The sequence below is a fragment of the Peribacillus glennii genome, from assembly GCF_003429105.1.
In the GTDB taxonomy this organism is placed as follows: Bacteria; Bacillota; Bacilli; order Bacillales; family DSM-1321; genus Peribacillus; species Peribacillus glennii.
Map to the genome: position 1 here is coordinate 1005996 of NZ_QVTD01000003.1, position 23688 is coordinate 1029683.

Consider the following 23688-nt stretch of genomic DNA (forward strand, 5'->3'; position numbering starts at 1 on the left):
AAAGTGCTGGAACTTCCTTGGTGCAAAAGCAAGGCTGCTCGCCCAAAGAAGGTTCCAGCATAATTTAATCCCTATCAGTCGTCCTTGCCATAATCTCGCTGCAGGTGGAATGACAGTGCTTGAAATAGATTTTTCTCGGCATCCATCAATTGTGCTATGGAATTCTTATCATCCCCATCGAGCTTAATCGACTCATAGGAGGTATATAAAGCCCTTGTAATCAATCCGAAGTCCATTAGTTTTGTATCCACACAGGTCACCCCCAATCCGCTTGAGAAAAGATAGATACATTTTATGCGGATTGGGCAAAGGTTATGCTTTTATTTTTACTAATGACGGTCTTGAATACTTCCAATTTTCTTTTAGTTTTTTCTCGGCGGCCGCTTTCCCCAATATTGGTAGTAATCGGTCTTGATAAAACCGTTGAAGAGCTTGCGTTTTTTCGTTGCTGGCTTTCCATACAGCTTTTCAAAGTCAGGGTGGGAAGTGATGATATAGATTGACCACGTATCAAGCTTGCTGAAAGCCTGTCCCATCTCCCGGTACATTTGCTGGACGGCCTTTTTCTCGCCAAGCCGTTCTCCATAAGGAGGGTTGCCCACAATGACTCCAAATTCTTTTTGTGTCGTCAAATCCCTCACTTGCATTTGTTTAAAATTGATTAATTCTCCGAGTCCGGCTTCCATGCTGTTCTCCTTTGCTACCTCGACCATTTTATGGTCAATATCATACCCGGAGATATCAAGCGGTTCATCATACTTTGCAACGTCTTCAGCTTCCTGCCTAACTTCCTCCCAGGTTTTGCCGCCCATCCACGGCCAGTTTTCAGATACGAATTCTCGATTAAATCCGGGAGCAATATTTTGTCCGATCAATGCCGCTTCTATCGGAATTGTACCAGAACCTGTGAACGGATCGATAAAAGGTTTATCAGGGAGCCAGTTCGTCAACATAATTAATGCCGCTGCCAGCGTTTCCTTTAATGGTGCTTCCCCCTGCCCCGTCCGGTATCCCCTTTTATGAAGCCCGGCGCCGCTTGTATCGATCGTCAGCGTTACAATATCCTTGAGCAAGGCTACTTCCACTTTAAAAAGGGGACCATTTTCTGCAAGCCAGGAGGAACGTTTGTAAGAACTTTGCAATCTGTTTACGATTGCTTTCTTAACGATGGCCTGGCAATCGGGGACGCTGAATAAAGTGGATTTCACTGATTTTCCGCTTACAGGGAACTCTGCATCCTCCGGCAGAAATTCCTCCCAATTTAGGGCTTTAGTCTTTTCAAACAGCTCATCAAAGGTTGTCGCCTTGAATTCGCCTACTTTGATTTTTATCCGGTCAGCTGTTCGCAGCCACATATTGGATCTTGCAATAGCCTTAACGTCACCCTTATAGGTTACTTTTCCGTTTTCAACTTCACATTCATAACCAAGACCCCGCACTTCCTTGGCTACAACCGCTTCGAGACCCATGGCTGCTGTAGCGATGATATCGTACATTTTCATAAAAACACCAACTTTCATAAATATCAGAAAAAACCGCAACATAATTGGTTGTTTTGCCAACGTCATCCATTATGGAACTTATCGTCCGCCACTCCAGAAATATCTGACCATCCTTGCGCTTATTCCATATCTCGCCATACCAGCGCCCTTTTATACTTATTTCATCCCACATTTCATCATAAAATGCTTGATTATGTAATCCGGACTGGAGAATTTTTGGCGTCCGTCCAATTACCTCTTCCCACGAAGCCTGTGACAATTTGAAAAGCCGGATTGACCGAAATGATTTTTTGGCTGTATCGTTGATCATCACGCCTTCTTCGATGTTCTCGAATATCTTTTCAGCAAGCATGCTATGCTGTCTATATTGTCTTTTCAAACTTATGTCGGAAAAGGTGATATGACCTGCCTATACCACTGAAATTTGCATTATAGATATTATGATAATGTAAATTTCGTTGTTCGTGCGTAATTTTCATTCATATTTCACTATATATCATGCAAAATTCATAAAGCTGACGAATATCCGATACCTTATGTGAAATATTCTCCTCAAATAAAAATAAAAACTCTCCTTGCGAAAGGAGAGCTGCTCATTTTGAAAGGTAAATTATGATAACGTCCTATAAGCCATGTTTTGTTCCTCAGTACTGCAAGCGATTGTTCATCTCGTACTTCGGCGGTAACCATCTATCTACAGGAGCAAATACCCCTGTCCTTCTCCTCGTTCATTTCCAAGAAAGAAAGCTCCCCTACCAAAATTTGGGTTTCTCGCTCGTGGGGTTTACCTCGTTCCACCCTCCCCGTTTCCGGGAAGGCTCCGTCACTGTGGCACTTTTACAGGTATTCATGCCATATCCCCATGGGGACTTAGGCATTTTCCCGGCCGTCAGCAAGCGCACTTGCTGCCCTGGCTTATTTTTTCGCCAGGCACGAACACTACGGGCATCTCAGCCCGTGCGAGCATGGACTTTCCTCTACAGCCGTAGGCTGCAGCGATTACCTGAACGTCATTCACAACAATACTTATTATAATAAATTGCTTAGTAAACATCAATGGTAAATCAATCTATATTAGTTGAATTTATCAATATTAAAGCTGCCATTCAAAAAATTTTCGGTTCTCTCCATGTGAATCCTGCGTGTCACATGCCTTTCAGGATAGCTGAAAGGTGGCTGTGTCTTAATAGGGCCGACAAGAGAACGAGCCTTTTTTCACGGGCTATATGGATTAGCGCAAATGAGCCAATAACCAACAATATTTTTAATTTCAACTGATACGATTATTCATTCACTTTATAAAAAGGCTACTAATCGTATAATTTGCTGCCGAACACATGCTTTTCAAGGTTGGACAGCCTTTTTAAGATATCAAAATTGGTGGTGCCGGGTGTTACGCTCGTTGCCGGCTGGTTCTGGCGCCTTGACATATCGTCTGCCTGCTTTCTCAGCCTCAGGTTTTCCTGTTTCAATTCCTCAATTTCCTGATGGAATGCTTCGTAATCTTTTATGACCACGTCGAGGAATTGGTCTACATCTTCTGGTTTATATCCGCGCATTGCCGTTTTGAAATCTTTTTCAAGAATGTCTTTAGCCGTTAATTTTATCTTATCAGATAGCATAAGATTCACCTCAATACTTTCGCCAACATCGATTTATACTATTATTTTTTCAAATATGCCTTGATTTGTCAACGGAACATCTTCATTTTGGAAAAGGCATAGGAACACAAGCTTTTTTTCAATTCCATTGATCTTCTTCAGCAGCCTGCTGAAGATCATCGAATGAAATCCGAATAATTGGATAAGGATGAGCCGCCCTGTATTTTTCAGCTTCAGCTAAAGCGTACTTGGGGGTACCCTCTCTTTCCTCATCATATACTATGATGATTCCATCGCTTTTGTGGACCATGAATAAGTTCTTTGCCCTTAATTGCTGCGGGCCTTCGTAGGGCTTTTTCGAAATTGAATCAACGAAATCCGCCTGGGCTAAAATATTTTGATAATACTGCTTGTTAGTTTCATTCCAGGTTTCTTCCTGCCCCAAAAATGGTGTCAATACACCAAGTTTAACATCCTTATACTCATCCTTCAGTTCAAACAAAACTTCAGCAGCCCACAGTTCTACACCAAGCTGGCCGGAAATGATGAACCACTCGGCACCTTCGTCGATTAAAGGGACCAGCCGCCGCTTTATCGCCCGTTTAATATATTTTACTCCTTCATGGTCATTCTTAAATATGCCAAATTCAAAAGGTTTATAGCCGGTTATGTATATAACGTTCAATCGGGATAGTCCTTTCTTTCACACGGAATTGTTAGAAAACCCGCCGATGGGGAAACCTTAAAAAGCGTTGATTAGACATAGCTATAAGGTAAAGACCGGCCAAAGGATGTAAGTAACACAGGCGAAGACATTGGCCCTTGGAGTTCTTAGTCTGTATTATGATTTATGAATTAGGAAAGGTTTATGTTTTCCTATTAGCTAAATAAAACAAGGGCTTTATCGCCCTTGTCATCCGTCAGAAACCAAATGGTCTTGGCGGGCAGCATTTGTGGTGTATTGGTGCAACCGGAGGCCTGCCCGGGCAAACCACGTGCTGCTCAAAACATTGATTTACTGTAGACTGGGTATGCGGGAAGTAGTGCTGGTGTGTGAATACATGCTTATTGACATTTGTTGTGTGAGATGGATGAACGTGCGGCACTACATGCGGAAACACGTTCGTATTCACAAAGTTTTGCGGTGGTGAAACCTGTGCAGGCAATACCTGTGTGGGAGCCACATTGGTTGGGCCGGCCGGACCAAATGGACCAGGACCCATACCTGCTGGAGAAACCATTGGTCCCATTCCCGGATAAGGGCCTGCCTGTGCACCCATTACTCCAGGGCCTGGCTGCGGTCCCATTCCATAGGAAGGACCCATCTGTGCCCCCATTACTCCAGGGCCTGGCTGCGGTCCCATTCCATAAGAAGGACCCATTTGCGCACCCATTACTCCTGGGCCTTTCCCGGCAGGGCCCATTTGTGCACCCATTACGTTAGATTGCTTTTTCATATGTTCCATATAAAAAGCGTCCCCTTTCTTCATAGTTTGGATTACAATAACAGACTATGAATCAAGAGGTACAGTTGTACTAATCAAAAAACCTAATTTTATCATAAAAAGGAGTAAAAGCCATCCTTCAATGTCGAAAACACCAAAGCAGTTAGACAAATGACAACAAAAAATAAAAATAAAATCGTTTTATACATGTTTCCCGCCCCGTCATTTAATCTGAAAGTTTCCTATAACGTGCTTTAGACGTATAACGAACCTCTCACAAACATACATTTTACACACATTGACAGTACAGGACAATATTTCTTTATCAAAACACAAAGAAAAATTTTTACAATTCTGTGCCCTTTTCAGTTGGACGCTTTAAGCTTTCTTTTCAACCGCTCACAGCGTTTATACAGGTTCTGTACGAGAGTTGCTGAAGATGAAGACAGTCCCTCCAGTTCCTCCAGCAGCTTGGACGACAGCATCAGGGCTTTCCTGTAGTCCTTATAATGGTGTTCAAGCAGTTTGCTCGCTTCAAGCAGTGCTTCCTGTTTTTGTTTTATGGTTCCCGATTCAGCCACTTCTAGCCATATGTCCAAAGCTAAGCCGTATTGTTTATTCTTTTTCATTTGATAGGCTATAGCGTGCCTGGCGGTGATCCGCTCTCCATTTGTTCCATGAGTGAGCAGACGGCGATACGTTTCAAGCGCTTCATCTGTTTTTCCAAGATAATTAAGCCAGCGTGCAATTTCAAGCGTTTCTTCGCCATATCCGTCAACCTGGAGAATTTGTCTTGATAAGTGGATATAGAGCGTAATCAAAGAAAGAATGTCGATTTCATTATGCTTCATGACACCAAGCAAAATTTCAGGATCCTTTCTTTCGACAAAATCAAAGAAAATCATGGGTGCTAAATATCCTGGTATATCACTTTCCCTCTTCAATCCTAGTATTTCTTCTTCGACTGCCGAGAGCTTTACTTTTGCCAATCTGTTTTTCCAAAGTCTCCTGGAAGCATGGTATAAGTCAAAATGCCCAAATTCCGGTAAACGGGGAACATGCTCTCTTATCAGCGTATGCCTTGTTTTTAGCTGGGGCCAGTCGAATGCTTTTCCATTGTACGTGACAAGAGTGTCATAATTAATATTCTTCAGGAAGCTTTGGTATAGGGGGATCTCGTTCCCGGGCTGTGGCAGAACGTGCTGCCTCAGGACGATCGCTTCTTTCTCAAGGAAGGCATATCCTAGCAAGAAAATCGTATTCCCTGCACCTCCGCCAAGACCGGTTGTCTCTGTATCGAAGAAAAATAAATCTTGGGCACCAAGGCCCTTGGCAGACAGTGGGTGGTCAAGCGGCGATTTATTCCAGAATCCGACGACATCAATCAGTTCCTTAAAGGAATACTTTCCGTGCCGGTAATTGATTGGATAGCGCACCTCCCGGATAAAACAATACTGGTTATCAAACCAGTAAACAGTTGTATCGTTCTCCTGCCATTTTTCGATAAAAGGAATCTTTTCATTTACTATTGTTTTGGTTTCTGGGCCGGTATTATTCTTATCCTGGCTGTCCAGTTTCATATGGCCTTTCATGCGGCCCAGTTTATTTTTTAAAGACAATGGTCTCACCTCGAACCCTGAGTAACAATCTTATAAAAAAACAAAAGCGCTCTTTATTAAAGCAAACTTTGATTACCATCTGCCACGTCCTGTGCACAACGTCGACGCCACCATATCCTGTGGAGGTCAGTTTGCAAAGAGCCCCAGCAAAAGGATAGCGTCTTTCTTTGATCCCTGTGAAGCGGTATCCGTGCCAATGCAGGAAGGGCATCCGCTTTCGCATTGGCACCGTTCCACCATATTACGGGTTTCTTTTAAGATTGTCCCAACCTTCTCATACACCTTTTCACTAAGGCCTATTCCGCCCGGATAACTATCATAAATAAAAATTGTTGGTTTCTCATTATGGGCAGCTTTCACCTGAGGATATACATGGATATCGTTCGGGTCACACATAACGAAAAGGGGAATCATGTAATGTAATGCATGGGATGCGCCGATCAATCCTTGCTCCATCCGATTATCGTCCCAAGCGAGGACCTCCGGATTAAGAGAAAGCATCGCCGAATTCGTATGAAGCTCCACCTCCGGGAGTGTAATGGGGCCTGAACCGATATTATCATGCGTTTCAAACTTGATCTTCTTGAAAATCGTCGCCATTGCCCTTACAGATACATCTCCATAGGCAGCTTCATTTGAGCTGAAATTCTTTTGCTTGTCCACTTCCAGCACCGATAGCTGGACGGCAAGGTTTGCATCCGTATAATAATCCACGTTTACTTCGCGGACGTACGCCTTCTTTTCCTCCCAATCAAGCAGCTCGACCTGGTATTGAATCCCCTGGTGGAGATAGATCGCTTCATCATGAAGCAATGTCATTGCACTGAAGGTATCCATTTCACCAATCACTTTGTTATCCGGTGCTTCTGTCTGGTCGATGATGACCACATTTTCCTGGGAGGCAGAGCGCAAGCTGATATTATGGGCCGGGAAAGCATCATCCATCCAAAACCATTTGTCTCCGTTTTGGTGAAGTACTCTTTCTTCCGTTAAAAATTCAAGAACATCCATGATTTCCGCCCTGCCGAATGTGTCCCCCTTTTGAAAAGGCAGCTCGTAGGCGGCACATTTGATATGGTCCACGAGAATTACCAGGTTGTCAGGGTTTATCCTTGCTGTTTCAGGACTTCGGGAAAAGAAATACTCCGGATTTTGGATCATATACTGGTCCAGTGCACTGGAGCTCCCAACCATGATGATCAACGCCTCATCATGCCTTCTCCCCGCACGCCCGGCCTGCTGCCAGGCGCTTGCGATCGAACCGGGATAGCCTGTCATGATGCATACCTGAAGCTGGCCGATATCCACGCCAAGCTCAAGCGCGTTTGTGCTCACAACCCCGTAAATGCTGCCTTCCCTCAGCCCTTTTTCAATCTCACGCCGTTGCTTTGGAAGATAACCTCCGCGGTAGCCCCTTATCGACTTAGGCCCCAGTTGCTTCGAGACCAGTTCCTGCAAATATGTGAGCAGGATTTCGACCCTGACCCGGGAACGCGCGAACACAATTGTTTGGATCTTATTGCGCAAAAATTCCATCGCGAGGGTTCGCGCCTCGAGCACTGCACTCCTGCGGATATTTAAGGGCTTGTTCACGACGGGGGGGTTATAAAAGACAAAATGCTTCTTCCCACTTGGCGCGCCATTGTCATCAACCAGCAGCATATCCTGCTCGGTAAGCTCCTCTGCCAGTTGTTTTGGGTTTGCAATCGTAGCCGAAGTGCAAATAAATACCGGGTCGCTTCCGTAAAACTTGCATATCCGTCTTAGCCGCCTGATCACGTTTGCTGTATGACTGCCAAAAACGCCCCGGTATATGTGCAGCTCATCAATAATTACATATTTCAGATTTTCAAACAGCGATACCCATTTCGTATGGTGGGGCAAAATTCCCGAATGCAGCATATCCGGGTTGGTAATCACGATATGCCCTGCTTTACGGATCTTTTGCCGGATATTCGATGGGGTATCCCCATCATATGTATAACTGTTTATGTCGGCTTCCATATCTTCTATCATCTCATGGAGCTCGCTTTTCTGGTCGTAGCTTAATGCTTTCGTAGGAAAGATATAAAGAGCCCTTGTTTTCTCATTTTCTAAGATCGACTGCAATACCGGAAGATTGTAACAAAATGTCTTTCCAGATGCTGTCGGTGTTACTGCAACTAAACTTTTCCCCTGGACAGCCGCCCGAAAGGCAGTCGCCTGGTGGGTATATAGCCCGGATATCCCCCTCTTTTGCAGAGCCTTTCTGATTGTTTCGTCCATTCGTTCCGGAAAAGGGACACTTGATGCTTCCCTCGGCTCAATTGTATGCCAATGTACAATATTTTCCAGATGCTTTTCATCGGTTTTAAACTGTGCTATCATTTCCTGCAAGTTTTTCCGTAACTTCATAATCGTTCACCCCAATACTATTATTTTAACGAATGAACGTTCGATTAAAAAGAAAAAAATCATTCCCTTTTTCAGGAAATGATTAAAGAATTCATGTTAACAACCTGATTTCATGAATGTAAAGCTGGGCGCCAATGGCTCCAGTCGTGTAAAACCCGGGTTTCAAATGAGTTTCACCATAGGCGAAATAAGCCAAAAATCAATAATGGATGATTACCTCGGGACAAAATTCTTTATTGCTTCTGCAACCCTTCCCGGGTCCTCCAGCATCCCCATATGGCCGCAATCCGGAAGCAATACTTCCTTGATATGGTTCTTCCCTGTGACAGAAAACGTTTTTTCAGGAGCAATCACCTTATCTTTTGCGCCAGCAATTAATAGAACGGGAACATTGGAGTTACTTAGGACATGATTGCGGTCGCCTCGTTTTCGCATCGCATTCAGGGCACCGATTGCGCCATTGATGCTGGTTTGGTATCCAATCTCTTTTGCTGCTTCTTTATGAATTTGCCGGCTGTTGTCACCGGTGTCGGCGAACAGTTTTGGGACCAATCCATCCACGAAAGGTTTAAGGCCATGCATTTCGATTTGTTCTATTGATCTCAATCGACCTTCCTTCGCTTCCTCGCTGTCCGGATATGCTGTAGAATGCACTAAAGAAAACCCTGCTGCCATCCCTGGAAATTGTTCAGCAAAAGACAGGGTCACATAGCCGCCCAGGGAATGCCCGAATAGGTATACGCGATCAACTGACAGGTGTTTTAATAAATTATGGACATCCCTTGCCATATCATCTATTTCGAAATCTTTGTCCTCACTTTTCGACTCTCCATGCCCCCTTAGGTCGACAGCAATGATCCGGTATTCGTCCTGCAAGCTTGGGATTACGTCCTTCCAATATCCTCGGCTGCCGCAAAAACCATGGATCAGCACAATGGGTGTTCCTTGCCCGGAATCAGAGTATGAAAGCATATTTTTTTTAAGCATTTCTATCATCCTCCCCCGTTTTGATATATTTATCATTCTTCCCTCATGTTCTCCCCTTAAAACTATTGGCTCCTTTATACCAAAATCACATACTAACATGATGAAAAGAATGGCCCCTCCGATGAAGAAGGCCAAAACAAATAAAGCTCTGGGCTGGACCGGCAGTAAGTTCTCTGCCTCATCGACTTCCCCGTTCCCTCACTGAAATATTACTTCATCAAAGCCTTGAAACCGTGTAATTAGTGACGCACATGAACATTTTTTTCCTGTTTTCAAAAAATTTCAAAATTAGTGATTTAGGGAGCGGAAAATTGTTTGTACAAAACACCAATATTTTCGTATTTACATAGCCTAATTAGCAGCGGTATTTGAAAGGAGAGACAACAAATGCCTGATTCAGAGAAAAATAAGAATCGGAGATCATCACATGGACAGACGTTTAATGAATTCATGACTACAATGGACCGGCTTTTTGCGGAAAAACCGATTAAAGGCCTTCTTCAATCGATGGATGATTTTTTCGGGACCATAGAACGGGGCTTTCCTGTTGAAATTATTGAAAAAGATACTCACTTCCATATCAAAGCTGCCCTTCCGGGAGTCAAACGGGAACAAATAGATATTGAGATGCTCGCCCAAGGGGTAATCATCAGCGTAAAGAATTTTGTTCAACCTGTAAAAATGACCGGAAACAAAACGCCAGCAAAACGAAAGCAATCATCAAAAACCGTTTCAAGAACGATTACCCTTTCAAAGCCAATCGATGAGCAAAGGGCTACAGCAAGCCATCGCGACGGGGTATTGGAAATCAAAGTGCCAAAGCTAAAAGGAAAGCGGATTGCGATCATCGACTAAAGTACAATATGTGCAGTCAAAAAGGCCAAAACCTGAAGAAAACAGTAGAAGCCAGAGCAGGCTTCATATTTTCTTACCGGTTTTGGCCCTTTCATTATTGCGAGGTTACACTTTAAGTTTTCCGCCGAACCCTTTTACTATCGATGATACCTGGCTGAAGGTGCTCATCATTTGCCCTGCTGTGTTCATCATTTTATTTATGTCAATCGATCCATCCTGTGTCTTAAATTGGTTCAAAACCGATTGGATGCCAGATGGCTGTTTTTTCATGAATTGCTGGCTGGGATACGGGTTTGCGAATGCTTGTTGCACAGGCGGCCTTTTCTGAACAGGCTGAAGTGGATTTTCAAATGGATTTAGCCCGTTGTTTTTATTGGGCTGCTGCGGATGCGCTGCGGGCGGATATTGCATATTCATATGTTGCTCGGGCAAAAAATGAGACGGGAACGGTACAGGATTACCATTCATATAGATGCCGGGCGTTGGTTGGTTTGCGGGCGCTCCATGAGGAGCCACTTGAAAGTGCATACCTCCATATGCCGGCTGTTCGCCCCCTTGAAAATACGGATGACCTTCATTTACATACTCTAAAATGGGAGACTTTATGTTTCCCTGTTGGTAAGCGGGTCCCCCTGGCATGTAGTGGAAATTCGCAGGTGGATAGGAATCCTGGTAACTGTGAAGGGCGTCACCGTTCATTGCGGTGTTATATTGGTCGTGGACAGCTTCGAAATACTGGGCATGGAATGGAAATCCACCCAAAAATGCCGGAACGGAATTTCTGTGGTATCCGTCCCAATGCGCCTCGCCGGAAACGAAATTCCTGTTAATCACAAGTCTTTCCTCCTCTTCATGGCATTAGCTGTTATACTATATGAGAGTGAAAAGACATTGGTGAGTATCCCACTTGCCGCAATTTCATCCTTTTAGTTGATGGGATTAGTAATTTCAGTCAAAACGCTTTTCAAGATAAATTGAACCGATTGAACATGGCTCTTGAACCTGTTATAGCTGGTTTTAGGAAAAAAAGCCTGGACAGCAATATCGGTCAAATTTTGTGCCGTCTGGTCGATCTGCTGAGGAAAGATATATCGAAAGCTTTCTGCTTTCATCCACTTCTTCATTTGGCCGGCCCATTCCGTTGTTGTATGGTGAACCTCATCCGCAAAGGGTTTTACTTCCGTATAAAAATCGCGTTCCTTTCCGGTTTCGCGGACATCTTCATATATCCGGTCCGCTGTTTCGCAAAGACTGATTAATTTCTTCGTTAGTTCTAAGGCAATTTCTTTATCCTTCATTATTTCCTCCTATTCTTTATTCCCTAAAGTATATAGGAAGCAGGGGGAATTTGAAAAATATAGGCTCCTGAAAAAATAAAAAGCAGCTTATCCAAGCTGCGAAGGTTGAAAGCTAGAAACCCAACTTAGGATTCATAGGCATTTGCTGATTCATGGCGCTTTCTTTTCTTAAGATATAGGATTTGTTTTCAATTTCTTTTACTTTCCAATCCTTTTCTGCCTTTTCAAACGCGACTTGAGCGGAGTGGACCATAGCCATCTGATTTTCCCAAAGCTGGCAGCGACCGGTGTTATAATTTTCACTTATCGTTTCCTCCAGTTGTTCCAAACGCGCGGTTATTTCACCAAGGAGTTCCAGGACTTCATTTGCATCTGCTCTCTTTATTCCCATGAAAAAACCTCCTCTTCTCTTTGCCTTTATTATTCTTGGTTTATCACTCGAGCACCTTCATGTTTGACAAAACTAGAAGGAAATCGGCAAAGAAAGTGGAATTCACTAGGATTTTCCCTTCAATTCGACAACTGCGCGGAATGATTCCACAGATCCTGCAAAAGCTAAAACAACAACCGTGTCAATTTTATTTATTGCCGGAAAAAGTCCCTTGCTCCGATGATGAAATGCAGCTGTTTCTGCTTTTTGCGGTACCAGTCATTCAACTTTATTTCTTCAGTCAGGCTGGGCATAGTAAACCATTGGCTGTTAATCTCTTTTTTCTTGTCCCATTGGTCAAGCTGGTGTACGGAATGGGAAATGATTGGATACACCATTCTCAAAAAGGGTGTTTCCCTCCATTTTTTATAAGGAAAATACTGCTCATAATCATGCCTTGAACCGGTTGGCTCTGTCTGACGCGCAAATTCATAAAAGAACGGAAACAAGTCTTCTTGAAACAAAATCATTGAAAGCTTCTTTCCAAGGTCAATCCGGGCATCCACGCTCCTGAAATGTGACACCGAATGGCCGTATATATCTCCGGAACACATCGGGAACAACACAGTGCTGAAATGCATCCAGTCCTGCAATTCGAATAAAAGGGAATGAAATATAAACGGATTGTAATAATGATGCCTGATGACCGGTTCTTCAATGACATTTTGTTCGTTTATAATTAACGCATGGAGGAGCCTGGTTTCATCTCCGGATTGCCAGAATGCTGTCCATTCATTTTCCGAAAAACGTGAAATCGAAAAGTGTCGCGACAAATGAAACAAAGGCATACCATATTTCGTCGAATAATGATAGAGCAGCAGTTGCGGGAACGCATCATGAAAAATCACCCAGTTAGCGCGCTCATATGTCATAAACAAGGAATGCCGGTAATTTCGGGATATCAATTTGGGAAACCACGCCCCTTCAAGGTCGCACATATTCCATCCGGCATTCCTCGATACCATGCCGGCCAAAAATGACCATTTAATATTAGGATGAACCGAAAAGAAATACTCATAGGCTTTTGTCCTTGATATGTTGTCCTTATTCCATTTGTTCGTCAACACCGCAATTTTTTTCACCAGTTTTCTTTCAGGCTCGGTCAAGTTCTGTAATGTAGGGCTTTGCTCCATTTGTTTCACTTCTTTCAGTTAATATATAAGTTGAACTGTAAAATAACCAACAGATAAATTCATATTATTGTTGATTTTTGGCTCATATTAATCCTAGTTGCTTAAGCCAGGTTTTAAAATAATAAACCAAAAATTACAATGGCATGCATCTTTACATTCATCTATTCAACTTATAATTGAGGCTGTGACCTCGTCTACAAATGTTATCGTATTGGGAAATAAACAATATTATTCACCGTTTTTCTTTCTTTTTTGCTATCATAATATGAGTGTAAAAAAAGGAGGGGTCAGCCGTTGGCTTTCCATTACCCAAACGGCCGGAGGTTTGTCCCGGCACCAACAAAACCCGGCGCCCGTCCGGCAAAACAGATGAGCTACAGCAACCGTGGAAAAACGCTTGAGGATGATTTAAACGAAAGCAATCAGTACTATTTGTCGAATGGCATCGCCGTCATCCATAAAAAGCCTGTTCCTATTCAAATAGTGGATGTGCACTATCCGCAAAGAAGCGCTGCGGTAATAAAGGAAGCATATTTCAAACAGGCATCCACAACCGATTACAATGGTGTATACAAGGGAAAATATATCGATTTTGAAGCGAAGGAAACTGGAAGCCATACGTCCTTTCCGCTTAAAAATTTCCACGAACACCAGATCGAACACATGAAAAGTGTTGTAGGACAAGGCGGAATTGCTTTTGTGATCATGAAATTCACTGCCGGTGAAGAAACATTCTTAATGCAATCAGAGTCCCTTGTCCAATTTTGGGACAGGATGCTGTCCGGCGGCAGAAAATCCATTACCAAAGCTGAAGTGGAGAGTTGTTCCATAAAGATTCCGCTTGGCTTTCAACCAAGGATTGACTACATTAAAGCGATCGATTCAATTATTTCATAATTTTTATTCGTAGTTGTTAGAAAGGCAGGTAGCTGTAATGGCTGAAAAATATAAAACGAGAACAGAGCGCCGTAAGCAAACCCAGGTGCAGAACAAAGGAAAGCAGAAAAAGCCGAAGGGCCTTTTTAAAAGGGTTTTTCTTTTCCTTGTTACATTGGGAATCATCGGGATGGTAGCGGGAGGGGCGACATTTGCCTATTTCATCAGCGATGCACCGAAGCTTGATGAAAAACTCCTGAAAGATCCGGTTCCATCAACGCTTCTTGATATAGATGGGAAGCCGTTTAAGGAAGTCGGGCAAAAAAGGGAATACGTGGAATATGAAGATGTGCCAAAGCTTGTTGAAAACGCGTTCCTCGCAACCGAAGACGTGCGTTTCTATCAACACCATGGTGTGGACATTAGGCGTCTTGGCGGAGCAGTTATGGCAAATCTCACTCAAGGATTTGGCGCGCAAGGTGCAAGTACAATCACACAGCAGGTAGTAAAACGTTCTTATCTGTCACCTGAGAAAACCCTGAAACGGAAGGCCCAGGAAATGTGGCTTTCCTTGCAGCTAGAACAAAAATACACTAAACAAGAAATTTTTGAAATGTATGTCAACAAAATTTTCTTTGAAAACCGTGCAAACGGTATTGGAACCGCTGCTGAAATCTATTATGGAAAAGAATTAAAAGATCTTGAGCTTCATGAAGCCGCCATGCTTGTCGGCCTGCCGCAGAGCCCCGCCCGATATAATCCGTTCGAGCATCCACAAAGGGCGGAAAAACGCCGGAATGTTGTGCTTCATTTAATGAATAAGCACGGCTTCATCACAAAGGAAGAAATGGAACAAGCCCAGGATATCCCAATCAAGAAGGGACTCGCAAAAAAAGGGCAGAACCAAATGGACAGCACTCCTTATGAAGTATTCGTGGACCAGGTAATCAAGGAAGTTGAGAAAATGGGGGACTACAATATTTTCGCTGACGGCCTTGAAATCCATACTACGCTTGACAGGGATGCCCAGGAATATGTGCACAAAATGCTTACCACAAATGAAATCATTAATTTCCCGAGCGATACATTGCAAACGGGAATTACCCTGTTGGATACAAAAACAGGTGAAATTCGTGCAATAGGCGGCTCCAGAAGCGCTGACTTCAACAGTGGCTGGAATTATGCCACTGATACGAAAAGGTCCCCCGGGTCCACCATAAAACCGATTTTTGATTACGGTCCGGCTATCGAGTATAAAAAGTGGTCCACATATGAACAAATCGTTGATGAACCATATCAATATTCAAATGGCGTAAAAATAAACAATGCCTCAAGGCAGCATTACGGCAAGATGACCATCCGTGAAGCGCTTGGGCGCTCCCTGAATATCCCGGCCCTTAAAACCTTCCAGGAGGTCGGGATTGACCGCGCACAAGGATTTGGCAAAAATTTAGGCCTGCCAATCAAAGAGGATTTGGTTGAAGCGGATGCGATCGGTGGCGGGAAACTTGAGGTTTCCTCCCTCGATATTGCAGGAGCCTATAGTGCTTTTGGAAACAGCGGCATTTACAATGAGCCCCACTCTGTTAAAAAGATTGTGCTGCGGGATAAAAGCACAACGATCAAGAATAAACCGGAGTCGAGGGCGGTTATGAAGGATTCAACGGCCTTTATGGTTACCGACATGTTAAAAAGTGTCTTGAAGCAAAGTTACGGTACAGGTGTCCTTGCAGATATCCCGGGACTTCCGGTTGCAGGCAAGACAGGGACAACCAACTATTCTGCGGAAGATAAAATAAAGTATAATGTAGAACCGGGCGGTGCCCTTGATTCCTGGTTCGCCGGGTACACAACAAATTATACTGCCGCTATCTGGACCGGGTATGAAAATAAATCAAATTTCCTGGGCAAAAGCTCACAGGGAATTCCTAAGGAAGCTTTCCGCAAGCTTATGCAGCATGTTTCAGAAGGAAAAGAAACAAAAGACTTTAAACAACCAAGCAGCGTCGCGAAAGTCGGAATTGTCAAAGGGTCAGACCCAGCCATGCTGCCGAATGAATATACACCGGAACACGAAATAGTATATGAGTATTTTCTAAAAGAAAATGAACCTACCGAAGTAACGAAAAAATACGAAAAACTTAAAGCGCCATATAACGTGAACGCTGTTTATGACCAGAATGGCAATGAAATTGAATTGGTTTGGGATTATGAGGAAAGCGAAGATAAAGAACCTGAATTTGAAGTCAAAATTTCCAGTGATAAAGGCGGCGAAAGGGAAATCACCTTAAATGAACATGCGTTAACAATTCAAAGTGTCATACCAGGGGCTAAGTATACCTTTACTGTTACTGCACTAGCAGATGGCCAGCGCAGCGACCCTGTATCGACTACAATTGAGATAGCTGATCCAAACGCCATGGAAGAGCTACCGGGTACAGACCCTGAGGAAACATTGCCACCAGGTGAAGAAAATGCTCCTGGCAATGGCAATGGCAATCCGGGCAACGGAAATGAGCAGGGAAATGGCAATGATTCCGGGAATGGAGGATCCCCTGGTAATGGCAATGAAGATGGGGACGGAAATGATGACGGTCAAGAGAACCCCTCTGAAGGCTGGCCAGGTAACGGCGGAAATGTAACCAATCCCCCAGCTACTGATTCCGATGATGATTAATGCAAAAAACGTCTAAGCTCCAGGCTTAGACGTTTTTTTAGAAACAATTTCTTTTTTATAATATTGTTTCTCCAACTCAACAAATAATTGCCCAAGCTGGATAAAGGAATGATAAAGACCAGGGCGTGAAAGTATAAAGCTCAACCTGTCCGCTGTGTTTACCGGTTTGAATGGAAAAGTTGCAATGGAGGTTTTCCATTTATTAAGGCTGACCGGCTGATTGTGCAGCCAGAATAGAGCCGACATAAATAGGGACAATCCGTCTATCATATAAAGTCTTGCATCGTCGGCTTTTCTTTCGGAAAAGAACAAACCAGCCCTCTGTTTTATTCCTTCCCATTGCGCAAAAATGTTAAGGAGAGGCGGTTGAACCGCCTCCCATGGACGGTAACCGCCCAAACCATTCCAATATAATAGTTCATAAACAAAATAGGGGGCATCGGAAGCAGTGGACCATTCTTGTAAACCGTCCCGGGAAATTTCGGCAGCTTCAATGGAAAAAAACAACGGATGCTTCAGTTCATCAGGAATGCGGCATCTTATAAGCCCGCTCATTTCACTTCTTTCCTTTTCATCCTTTTCTTCCCTTCCCGGCAGAGATCGAGAAGTGGGCAGGTCTCACATTTGGGCGATTGTGCCTTGCAATGGTACCTACCAAAGAAAATCAGGCGATGATGGGTGACCGACCACTCTTCCTTTGGTACCTTGGCCATCAATGTTTTTTCCACTTCCAGCACGCTGTCTTTCCATCGGCATATTCCCAGGCGTTTGCTGACCCTTTCGACATGGGTATCGACCGCTATTGCAGGGACTCCAAAAGCAACGGAAACGACAACATTGGCCGTCTTTCTCCCAACGCCAGGCAAGTTCGTCAATTCATCCCGGTCCCTTGGAACTTCCCCGCCGTATTCCTCGATGATCATCCCGGAAAGCTTTTGGATATTTTTAGCCTTGTTCCGGTACAGTCCGATTGAACGAATGTCCTGTTCGAGTTCTTCAAGAGGGACACGTATGTAATCCTCAGGCTTTTTATATTTTTGAAAGAGATTTTTCGTAACTTTATTTACTAAAGCGTCCGTACATTGGGCGGATAATGCAACCGCAACGACCAGTTCAAACGGATTTGAATGGTTCAGTTCGCAATGGGCGTCCGGAAACATTTCCCCTATAATATCCAGGCACTTTCGTATTTGTGCTTTATTAAGCATCTTATTACTCCTTTAAACTGTATATCACTGTTCCAGCCAGTTATAAAAAGGGATTTCATTCGATGCGGCGGCTGGTTTCACCCTTTTTGCCCGCTTCTGGTGAATGCGAAATTTTTCACTATGTTGTTTTGCTTGTTCCATGGTTTTAATTCCGTTTCTTTTCCATTCAAACAAAATCCGGTCAATATAACGGAAATTCACCTTTCCGGATAATACACTTTCCCTTAACGCCGCTTTAATGATATCAGCATGGTGGTCCTCTTCCATCCACATGGCAAGCGTTTCGCATTCAAACGGGGACAAAGGCCTGCCGAATTCTTTTTCAAAAATGGTATACAGGCTTTCATTATCTGCTGCGTTCTTTACAATTTCAGCCTCATTCTGCGTTTTCAGGAAGCATTCGATCATTTTTTCAAACATCGGTTCGATTGAATAGCTTTCATGAAGGATGGAACCTGGATATTCCTCCTTGATTTCAATGAAGCCCTTTTGGACCATCCTTTGGACCATCCCAAGGCATTGTTGTTCCCCAAAAGTCATTCTTTCTGCAATTTGCCCAGGTGTCGGAAACTCGTTTCCATTTTCCCGGAAATTATGGAGCTGTAATAATAGCATGACCTCTTCTTCATTTAGGCCCATCGCTTTATAATGGCTAAAAAGAAAAGAAGGAATCGTGATCGTACCTTCCTTGAACCATGCAAATAATTTATCCTTAATCATGATAAGACACCTCTAACCAAGTATAACACGAAATGGATTGGCGGATTAAGCGCCAAATAAGATGAAAGTTTTAACAGCATCGGTATTTCAAGAAGAAAAAAGAACGGCATCGCCGCTTATCGGCAATGCCGTTCAATTCACTTATATTATTGGAATAATCAATTTATAGCTTCAGGCTATGAGATTTTTGGCTCACCATGTGCAACCATTTACGGATACAATCTGTTTAATAAGCGCGGGAATGGGATGGTCTCTCGTACATGCTCCACTCCGCTGATCCATGCTACGGTGCGCTCAAGGCCAAGGCCGAAACCGGAATGCGGCACAGAGCCGTATTTCCTAAGTTCAAGATACCATTTATAAGCTTCCTCGCTCAGTCCGTGTTCCTGGACGCGCGCTTCCAATAATGCATGATCATGAATCCGCTGCGAACCCCCGATGATTTCTCCATAGCCTTCAGGGGCTATTAGATCCGCGCAAAGCACAACTTCTTCCCGTTCAGAGTCCGGCTGCATATAGAATGGTTTTATCGATGTTGGATAATGCGTGATGAATACCGGTTTATCATAGCTTTCGGCGATTGCCGTTTCGTGCGGTGCCCCGAAATCATCGCCCCACAGGATATCATCAAAGCCTTTTTCATGAAGGAACTTAATGGCATCATCATAAGAGATACGCGGGAAAGGTGCTTTAATTTGTTCAAGCTTGGAAGTATCCCGCCCAAGAGTATTCAGCTCAAGCTTACAATTACCAAGGACCGACTGGACGATATGGGAGACATACTGCTCCTGGACCTGGAGATTATCTTCGAATTCATAAAAAGCCATTTCGGGTTCGATCATCCAGAACTCGATCAAATGGCGTCTTGTCTTTGATTTTTCCGCACGGAAGGTAGGGCCAAATGAAAAGACTTTGCCGAGTGCCATCGCTGCCGCTTCCATATACAATTGACCGCTCTGTGAAAGATAAGCGTCTTCTTCGAAATATTTGGTAGCAAATAGTTCGGAAGTTCCTTCCGGGGCACTCCCGGTCAAAATAGGCGGATCGACCTTGACGAAGCCTTCTTTATTAAAGAATTCATAAGTGGCCCTGATGATTTCATTACGGATTTTCATGACCGCGTGCTGGCGTTTGGACCTCAACCATAAATGTCGGTTATCCATAAGGAATTCAGTTCCATGGGCCTTTGGCGTAATCGGATAATCGACTGATTCATGGATCACTTCGATATCTTTGACAAGCAGTTCATAGCCAAAAGGGGAACGCTCATCTTTTTGGACGATGCCTGTTACGTATAAGGATGATTCTTGTGTCAATGCTTTGGCCCGTGCGAAAACTTCCTCGCCAACATCGTCGCGTACAACAACTCCCTGGATAAACCCGGAACCGTCACGCAGCTGCAAAAACGCAATTTTTCCGCTTGAGCGTTTGTTTGCCAGCCAGCAGCCTATCGTGATTTGCTGGTCGACATATTTATTAGCTTCCGTTATCGTAATTTTCACGTTACATTTCCCTCCAAATTTACAACCCAAACTAAAAATTCACCTTTTACATTATACATTTACAACTACAGGGCAGGCAAATACATTCTGGATAGGGATGAATATCTATATTTACAAAACCCGCCGATTGACGAGCCTTTGCAACGAGAAGACAAAGGCCAGTCAAGTCTTCAAGATGTGGGCCACACAGATGAAGACATAAGGAAGTGGCGGCCTTGTCGGTCTTCTCCTTTAAGCAGCAAGAAAGTTTCATACTTTCCCCAAAAAAGAAAACCCGCCGATTGACGGGTCTCAACATAGGCGAAGATTGCCCTGGCATACTGCCTGCATGAGTTCAGGTATGATTTTAACAGGCGGAGGAACCTTGATTATGCTCCATCAGTAAAACCATGGCTTCACATTATATTAGCTTCGCTGAAATGGAGATTATCAAACATAGCAATTTTCAAAGAAAATTATATATTTTAATGCTTACCTATAGTTTATATCTGAATTAACAATCCGTCGGAAGTATAGGGCTTCTTAGGCCATTTTGGCGTTTACAAATTTATGGATTCTTTCAACCGCCGTCTTTAATTGATCAAGCGATGTTGCGTAAGAAAGGCGGATATAGTCATCCGCTCCAAAGCCGGAACCTGGGACGACAGCTACCAGCGCTTCTTCGAGCAAAGCCTCCACGAAACTGTCTACACTATGATAACCTGTAAGTTCCACAGCTTTTTTCACGTTCGGGAACAAGTAAAAAGCGCCCTGCGGTTTCAGGCATGTAATTCCGGGAATTTCGACAAGCTTTTGATGGATAATGTTCAGCCGTTCTTCAAAGGCTGCGCGCATTTGCTCTACTTCATCCTGTGGGCCTGAATAAGCTGCAATTGCACCGTATTGGGCAGTCGTCGTCGGATTTGATGTGCTATGACTGGCAAGATTCGTCATCGCTTTAATGATCGCTTCTTCCCCCGCTGCATAACCAATCCTCCATCCGGTCATGGAATGCGATTTGGACACGCCATTGATCAGGATCGTTTGCTGTTTTAATTCAGGTGACAATGATGCTATTGAAACATGGACAGCGCCGCCGTATAAGAGCTTTTCATAAATCTCATCGGACACGATCAATACATCATTCTCCAGGCATACTTCGCCGATTGTGCGCAACTCTTCCTCCGAGTAAATCATGCCCGTGGGATTGCTTGGCGAATTAATGACGATTGCCTTTGTTTTGGCAGTAATGCTTTCTTCAAGCTGCTCCCTCGTTAATTTAAAGTCGTTTTCTTCTTTTCCTTCAACATATACCGGGATGCCTCCGGCAAGCTTGACCTGCTCCGGATAGCTTACCCAGTATGGAATCGGTACGATGACTTCATCGCCTTCATCGAGAATAGCCTGGAACAAGGTATACAGCACATGCTTTGCCCCTGATCCGACCATGATTTCAGACATCTGATAGTTAATGCCTTGATCTCTTTTTAATTTGGCTGCAATCTCTTCCTTGAGCTTTGGCAGCCCTGCAGAAGGGGTATATTTTGTATGGCCCTCTAACATAGAATTATAGGCGGCATCGATGATATGCTTCGGCGTATTGAAATCCGGCTCGCCAGCGCCAAGACCGATAATGTCATGGCCCTGTGCTTTAAGTTCCTTGGCTTTTGCTGTAATGGCCAGCGTTGATGATGGTGTCAATGCCTGTACACGGCTAGCTAATTTCATGAAAATATCCCCCATTCTATATACTTCGGTAATATTTAAGCCATTCCCCGGTCTTGAAATCATAATAGTCGTAATTATAACGGTTCGAACTATCAAGGTATGTGATTTCCCAAAGCGGTGTGTTATTTTCCATACCGAGTTTTATGGAAATAATTTCTTTCGGGTTTTTACCTGCTATCTTTAAAATTTCGTTTTTTGACTTTCCGGCATCATAATTTGCGGTGAACGGCTTTTTATTAGCATCATTCGGCAGCCACACTGCCTGTTTTTCGCCGCCGGCCGTTTTGCCTACCACAACATTATAGGAATCCTTGCCATTATAGATGAAAAAATCATCCATTGTAACAAGGCCGCTAGCCTCTTTTGCGGCACGGAACGCGTCCTGTGCTGCATCCTTTTTTGGCCCTAATGCGTTCATGTAGGCACCTGCGATAATACCAGCCACAAAGAGCAAAGCTACGGCAGTACCAATCAGCCATTTTTTCAAAATGCGTCTCACTCTTTCTATGTACGATAAATCGTAAAAATTGCTTTTTCTTGATTATCAGATTCGAGCGCAAGCCCGAACATCAGGTCTTTTTCTTTTAAAGTGCGGTTCAATACATCGACAATTTTGTATAAATCCGGTGAATTTTGGATCGTCACTGTCGAAAGCACTTCAATTTTGCTTTCCATTCCTTGATTCCTCCAATAAGTATTTATTTCTCTGTTTTTGATCAATAAACTGATAACAGGATTATAAAATTCATTATAACAGCTTGGCATCCATTTCGTTATAAATATTCACTCTTTTGCAAATTTCTTTTTACTGGCTTGTAAAATGTGGGATTCTTTCCCAAGCGTTTGTATCAGTTTTTCGTATGGAGAAAATTCCTTATAGGGAATATTTCATGGTTGGCTTGGGTAAATTTTGTTGAGATTGTACCCTGATTGGCAATGTTAAAAACCTCTATCCAGAGTTCATGGCATTTTTTGACCATTTCCTTCTGTTCCGGTTTTTCAGTATGTTCATCGAGGATCACGGCATGCGGGTCCAAATGTTCTGCCACTTCAAGCGGCATAGCCAAAAATGGGGCCCGGACGATCTGAACGCTTGACGGTGTTAATGCCAAAAGCTTGTTCCTGATTATTTGAGAAGATGTAGTTACATATAAAAGGTGATTGTTCCTGATCTTTATCGATAAATCCAGCCCTTCTTCTTCTCCCTCTTCACTCTCGTGAAGCACACCGATTTCTATCTCGTCCAAAAAGGTTTCTTTTGATTGGCTGTTCCAAAAATCTATTTCTATGTCAGGGAAATCGCTCAAGAGCCCGTTGACCTTTTCATTCATCCCCTTGCCCGCAATAACCCGGGCAACATTGTATTGATCTACAATATCTTTTACATTGCCATCGTACCCATCACCTGAACTGGTCAGGATAATAGAATCTATGTGTTTAACCCCATAGAGGCGAAGCCATTTTTTCAGTTCTTCGTAGTCCTCGGCCGCTCCTGTATTGATCATGATAGCCGAACCCCCGGCCCCCTGGATGATAGAAGACTCTCCTTTACCAAGATCAAAGAATGTAACCGCGTATTCCTTCTCCATTAGGTTCAGGTCTATTTTCTCTATTTCCTCAGGGACAGCAGGTTCCATGCCTGCAATTGGCAGCAATCCGGTTAAAGCGAGCATTAAGGAAAAAATCAAATTCACGAAACTTCCTCCAAAAAAATGACTTTATCCATAGATTGCC

General features: G+C 43.5%; 24 protein-coding genes and 1 other RNA gene. 3 read left to right on the plus strand and 22 right to left on the minus strand.

Annotated elements, in window-relative coordinates:
• Positions 1 to 74: 74 nt before the first annotated feature.
• From D0466_RS22140 to D0466_RS06350, 10 genes are all read right to left on the minus strand, one after another.
• On the minus strand, positions 75 to 251 hold the full coding sequence (locus D0466_RS22140; RefSeq protein WP_158555855.1) for a hypothetical protein: 177 nt from the start codon (positions 249 to 251) through the stop codon (positions 75 to 77).
• Positions 252 to 362: 111 nt separating this feature from the next.
• Positions 363 to 1502, minus strand: a complete 1140-nt coding sequence (locus D0466_RS06315; protein ID WP_117322235.1) for a THUMP domain-containing class I SAM-dependent RNA methyltransferase — start codon at positions 1500 to 1502, stop codon at positions 363 to 365.
• On the minus strand, positions 1420 to 1854 hold the full coding sequence (locus D0466_RS22145; protein ID WP_158555856.1) for a PAS domain-containing protein: 435 nt from the start codon (positions 1852 to 1854) through the stop codon (positions 1420 to 1422). Before D0466_RS22145 ends, D0466_RS06315 begins: the two co-directional genes overlap by 83 nt.
• Before the next feature lie 269 nt (positions 1855 to 2123).
• An RNA gene (gene rnpB, locus D0466_RS06320) (RNase P RNA component class B) lies at positions 2124 to 2513 on the minus strand.
• Between the two features lie 299 nt (positions 2514 to 2812).
• Positions 2813 to 3124, minus strand: a complete 312-nt coding sequence (gpsB, locus tag D0466_RS06325; RefSeq protein WP_117321670.1) for a cell division regulator GpsB — start codon at positions 3122 to 3124, stop codon at positions 2813 to 2815.
• A gap of 118 nt (positions 3125 to 3242) precedes the next feature.
• The gene (locus D0466_RS06330; RefSeq protein WP_117321671.1) at positions 3243 to 3788 is read right to left on the minus strand and encodes a DUF1273 domain-containing protein; all 546 of its coding nucleotides are present in this window, start codon (positions 3786 to 3788) and stop codon (positions 3243 to 3245) included.
• A 235-nt stretch (positions 3789 to 4023) separates the two neighbouring features.
• Complete coding sequence (locus tag D0466_RS23600) at positions 4024 to 4569, minus strand: CotD family spore coat protein (RefSeq protein WP_267897382.1); 546 nt, start codon at positions 4567 to 4569, stop codon at positions 4024 to 4026.
• A 344-nt stretch (positions 4570 to 4913) separates the two neighbouring features.
• Complete coding sequence (locus D0466_RS06340) at positions 4914 to 6167, minus strand: ribonuclease H-like domain-containing protein (protein ID WP_117321672.1); 1254 nt, start codon at positions 6165 to 6167, stop codon at positions 4914 to 4916.
• 126 nt (positions 6168 to 6293) lie between these two features.
• On the minus strand, positions 6294 to 8561 hold the full coding sequence (locus D0466_RS06345; protein ID WP_117321673.1) for a DEAD/DEAH box helicase: 2268 nt from the start codon (positions 8559 to 8561) through the stop codon (positions 6294 to 6296).
• Positions 8562 to 8774: 213 nt separating this feature from the next.
• Entirely contained in the window at positions 8775 to 9548 is a 774-nt protein-coding gene (locus D0466_RS06350) for an alpha/beta fold hydrolase (protein WP_233522554.1), read from the minus strand.
• A 387-nt stretch (positions 9549 to 9935) separates the two neighbouring features.
• Between D0466_RS06350 and D0466_RS06355 the strand changes: the two genes are divergently transcribed.
• A complete protein-coding gene (locus D0466_RS06355) occupies positions 9936 to 10403 on the plus strand; it encodes an Hsp20/alpha crystallin family protein (protein WP_117321674.1) in 468 nt (155 codons plus the stop codon).
• 105 nt (positions 10404 to 10508) lie between these two features.
• Here the strand turns inward: D0466_RS06355 and D0466_RS22845 are convergent, their stop codons facing one another.
• From D0466_RS22845 to D0466_RS06375, 4 genes are all read right to left on the minus strand, one after another.
• Entirely contained in the window at positions 10509 to 11237 is a 729-nt protein-coding gene (locus tag D0466_RS22845; RefSeq protein ID WP_233522555.1) for a YppG family protein, read from the minus strand.
• 92 nt (positions 11238 to 11329) lie between these two features.
• Positions 11330 to 11701: a YppE family protein gene (locus tag D0466_RS06365; protein WP_117321675.1), complete on the minus strand. Its 372-nt coding sequence runs from the start codon at positions 11699 to 11701 to the stop codon at positions 11330 to 11332.
• A 112-nt stretch (positions 11702 to 11813) separates the two neighbouring features.
• Positions 11814 to 12092, minus strand: a complete 279-nt coding sequence (locus D0466_RS06370; RefSeq protein WP_117321676.1) for a hypothetical protein — start codon at positions 12090 to 12092, stop codon at positions 11814 to 11816.
• 191 nt (positions 12093 to 12283) lie between these two features.
• The gene (locus D0466_RS06375) at positions 12284 to 13264 is read right to left on the minus strand and encodes a DUF2515 family protein (protein ID WP_117321677.1); all 981 of its coding nucleotides are present in this window, start codon (positions 13262 to 13264) and stop codon (positions 12284 to 12286) included.
• 294 nt (positions 13265 to 13558) lie between these two features.
• Here D0466_RS06375 and recU point away from each other — a divergent pair, with 294 nt between their 5' ends.
• Entirely contained in the window at positions 13559 to 14161 is a 603-nt protein-coding gene (gene recU, locus D0466_RS06380; protein ID WP_117321678.1) for a Holliday junction resolvase RecU, read from the plus strand.
• Between the two features lie 13 nt (positions 14162 to 14174).
• The gene (locus D0466_RS06385; protein WP_233522556.1) at positions 14175 to 16817 is read left to right on the plus strand and encodes a penicillin-binding protein 1A; all 2643 of its coding nucleotides are present in this window, start codon (positions 14175 to 14177) and stop codon (positions 16815 to 16817) included.
• Between the two features lie 12 nt (positions 16818 to 16829).
• Here the strand turns inward: D0466_RS06385 and D0466_RS06390 are convergent, their stop codons facing one another.
• The 8 genes from D0466_RS06390 to D0466_RS06425 form a co-directional block, all read right to left on the minus strand.
• Positions 16830 to 17372 carry a YpoC family protein gene (locus D0466_RS06390; protein WP_117321680.1) on the minus strand — a complete coding sequence of 181 codons (543 nt, stop codon included), beginning with the start codon at positions 17370 to 17372 and terminating at the stop codon, positions 16830 to 16832.
• Positions 17369 to 18025 carry an endonuclease III gene (nth, locus tag D0466_RS06395; protein WP_117321681.1) on the minus strand — a complete coding sequence of 219 codons (657 nt, stop codon included), beginning with the start codon at positions 18023 to 18025 and terminating at the stop codon, positions 17369 to 17371. The genes D0466_RS06390 and nth overlap by 4 nt, the downstream gene beginning before the upstream one ends.
• Positions 18026 to 18049: 24 nt before the next feature.
• The gene (locus D0466_RS06400; RefSeq protein WP_117321682.1) at positions 18050 to 18745 is read right to left on the minus strand and encodes a DnaD domain-containing protein; all 696 of its coding nucleotides are present in this window, start codon (positions 18743 to 18745) and stop codon (positions 18050 to 18052) included.
• A gap of 209 nt (positions 18746 to 18954) precedes the next feature.
• Positions 18955 to 20247: an asparagine--tRNA ligase gene (gene asnS / locus D0466_RS06405; protein WP_117321683.1), complete on the minus strand. Its 1293-nt coding sequence runs from the start codon at positions 20245 to 20247 to the stop codon at positions 18955 to 18957.
• 522 nt (positions 20248 to 20769) lie between these two features.
• Positions 20770 to 21954 (minus strand): pyridoxal phosphate-dependent aminotransferase, encoded by a 1185-nt coding sequence (locus tag D0466_RS06410; protein ID WP_117321684.1) that lies wholly within the window; start codon positions 21952 to 21954, stop codon positions 20770 to 20772.
• A gap of 16 nt (positions 21955 to 21970) precedes the next feature.
• Entirely contained in the window at positions 21971 to 22453 is a 483-nt protein-coding gene (locus D0466_RS06415) for a cell wall elongation regulator TseB-like domain-containing protein (RefSeq protein WP_142919900.1), read from the minus strand.
• Between the two features lie 5 nt (positions 22454 to 22458).
• Positions 22459 to 22629, minus strand: a complete 171-nt coding sequence (locus tag D0466_RS06420) for a YpmA family protein (RefSeq protein ID WP_117321686.1) — start codon at positions 22627 to 22629, stop codon at positions 22459 to 22461.
• A gap of 173 nt (positions 22630 to 22802) precedes the next feature.
• The gene (locus D0466_RS06425; protein WP_117321687.1) at positions 22803 to 23648 is read right to left on the minus strand and encodes a ComEC/Rec2 family competence protein; all 846 of its coding nucleotides are present in this window, start codon (positions 23646 to 23648) and stop codon (positions 22803 to 22805) included.
• Positions 23649 to 23688 lie beyond the last annotated feature (40 nt).